The 3,003-nt window shown below is 46.9% G+C and carries 2 protein-coding genes; one reads left to right on the top strand and one right to left on the bottom strand.

The features are described 5' to 3' along the window. Positions 1-216: 216 nt before the first annotated feature. Complete coding sequence (locus RMO35_RS19090) at positions 217-1,554, bottom strand: N-acetylmuramoyl-L-alanine amidase (protein WP_309743185.1); 1,338 nt, start codon at positions 1,552-1,554, stop codon at positions 217-219. Positions 1,555-2,197: 643 nt separating this feature from the next. Here RMO35_RS19090 and RMO35_RS19095 point away from each other — a divergent pair. Beyond that, the gene (locus RMO35_RS19095; RefSeq protein ID WP_309743187.1) at positions 2,198-2,827 is read left to right on the top strand and encodes a YqiA/YcfP family alpha/beta fold hydrolase; all 630 of its coding nucleotides are present in this window, start codon (positions 2,198-2,200) and stop codon (positions 2,825-2,827) included. Positions 2,828-3,003: the final 176 nt, after the last annotated feature.

Consider the following 3,003-nt stretch of genomic DNA (forward strand, 5'->3'; position numbering starts at 1 on the left):
TAATGGGTAAAAGGGGAAAGGGGAAAGGGGAAAGGTAGTGGGTAAAAGGTAAAAGGTAGGTCATGGGTAATGGGTGATGAATGGGTGATGGGTGTAAAGAGTGAGTAATAGATGGTGAGATAGTAGAGAGACGCAAGCGTCCAAACTTTTACCTCTTACCTCTTACCTTTTACCCATTACCCATTACCCCTTCCCCTTTCCCCCCTTTTCCCTTACCTAAAAAATCCCCGCTGTCTCATATAGCCGTCGGAGTACAGCGGCAATTTTGATCGTATACTGGGCATCTGCCGACCAGCGACCGTTTAATTGTCGCATCGTCGGGGCGATGCCGCGTCTGACGAGTTCAAATCTAGGTGCGACGCATTCTTGGACGAGGAGATCGTGGCTGGCGTAAGCTTTGAGTTGTTGGATGTGCGCGCGGATGCCTAGACGGAGATTGGGGAATTTCGCCCATTCGGTCTGTCGATCGCCTAAACTGGCAAAATTATTAAATTCTGGTAAGATGGCACCGCCAAAGGTCAGGAAGCGGGTTTCTAGACACATTTGCGCGAAGGCAAGATCGTGGTTGACGCCTTCGGCTTTGGCTTCTTCGAGATAGATTCCGGGGAGATTGGGAAATTGTTCTAAGGCTTCGGGAGTATTGGCGAGGAGAAACTCATTGAGTTGAACGGGATTGGTGTGCCCCACACACATAATTCGATCGAATTCATCAGCATTGAAGGGGTGCTGGGAGCGAATATTGTAGATTTTACCAATTTCGGCAACGATCGAGATATTAAGATCGCGCAATTCGATCGCCTTTAGATAGACGATCCCCCGATAGCGGATGCGTCTAATCTGCGGATTGAGGGCGAGATTGACGCCCAATCTATCGGCAAGATCGATCGGGATATAGACATTCCCATCGATCGAGATCCCCCACTCGGGATATGGTTCGTTATTGACTTTGAGATGGACTGGTACCGTGTGGTTATTGCTAGTTGCCTGCATCTGGACATCGCGGCTCCAGGTGACTAATCCATCGGCAATCCCGAGGGCGATTTCGCGCCGATAAGCTTGAATCTTGACGCGATCTTCACTATCGAATTTGAAGCCGATTTCCATCAGTAACGATGGAATTGTCAGTCGCCGACAAAACGCTAAACTCCCCGTTCCCGTAATCGTGTCGGGCTTAGCTCCCCGACTGGGCAGATCGGGGACGCGACTGGAAAATGCGAGTAACAACATCTGGGCGTGATTTTTGCGTTCGCCGTTTTTGGCAATATAAAAAGTACTCACTCCCCTAGTTTGAGAATGAGCGTAAGCATCAGCATGAATGCCCAAGGCAATATCACCAGGTTTGGCACGCTTGTCGATCCAGTCGATACTCAGTGCGGGTCGATCGAAATCAGGTACTGCGACTACTTCAAAACTCCGATTTCGCAATTCTGGAACGATTAAATCTCGCAAAAAGACCATTTCTTTGGCTTCGTTTGGCGCAGTACCGATCGTCTCTGGATCGTTAGCCGTTCCTTGGTCGCCGCCATAAATTGCACAGATAAAAATCCTTCCCATGAAAATTGCGCTCCTTGCTAGTTAATAATAGAGTATGTCAGCGGTAAAACGGGTCTTAATATGTCGAAATCTTGGTAAATACTAGGGGGCTATTAACTATAGTTTAGCGATCGCTTCATCAGATCGAGTTGGTAAGTCCCTATTAGCTTCTTCCGCCCGTATGCTCGTGACATTGTTCGGATCTTTACTGGTTTCAATCGTAACTTATCGACCGATCTACCGACTTGGGACATTTGGCTGTTTCGATGCTGATTCAGCTTTCCGGCTGAGTTACTTCTGCGGCACTCGACTCATTGGGCTATTTGTCGCGGTGGATCTGGTACAACCATTAGCAATTTTCGCTCTCATCCCCCATCTGTCTTGAAAAGGCGCTCTACTTGTCTGGGCGGGAAACCCCTGCTCCCGCAATTTTTGCTCCCATCTTTTCCGGAAATAGTACGAGAATTTACGCTCCTCACTACTGGTTTACGATCGAAGCCAAAGTTTAGCTAGCAATCTGGGTAAGCTAGTTACATAATGCCACTGGCTACCCTAAAGTAGTTGATAGTCGATCGCTCCCAGTTGAGAGTTAATACATCGAGCAAATTAGCTCCCAGCGAGCAGCTAGCTGTCACGTCATCATACTACTACCACTTGGTAACTAATGTATATTTATTTACACGGGTTTGCGTCTGGCCCAGGATCGACAAAAGCGATCTACATTCGGGAACAGTTTGCTAAGTTGGGCATCAAGTTAGAGGTTCCCGATCTCAACCAGGGAGACTTCGCCCATCTGACAGTCTCGCGACAGATCGCTCAAATTGTGGATTTATTTCCCGATGATGGCGAGCCAGTCACGCTCATTGGCTCTAGTCTCGGGGGCTGGGTGTCTACAATTATCGCTCAAGACTATCCACAAGTCGAACGGTTATTCTTACTGGCACCTGCTTTTGATTTTTTGAATCATTGGCTACCGAAAATTGGCGATCGCCAGTTAAGTTCGTGGAAAAATACCTACTATCTACCAATCTACCATCATGCTCTCAAAAATTTATCACCCCTACATTACAATTTCGTTGTTGACGCTCATCGATATCCTCTTTCTCAGATCGATCGCGCCCTTCCAACTCTAATTATTCACGGGATTGATGATGACGTAATTCCGATCTCTGCCAGTCGAGATTTTAGCAAGCAGCGGCACTGGGTGGAGCTTCTGGAGTATTCGAGCGACCATCAGCTCACCAATGTCACCGATCGGATCTGGCAAAAAGTATGTGACTTTTGTCACTTATAACTAAATCTCATCATCCTTTTAGATTACCTTGAATACTAATGGTGACATTGACGGGTCTAACTAAATTGCCTTAAAATATTAACTAACCTTGAAGTTAGTTAAGTGTTAGTATCTAAAGCCGATCGCACTAAGCAAAGAATTATCGAACAGGCTGCGGTTGTTTTCAATCAAAATGG

Source organism: Chamaesiphon sp. OTE_20_metabat_361 (assembly GCF_031364565.1).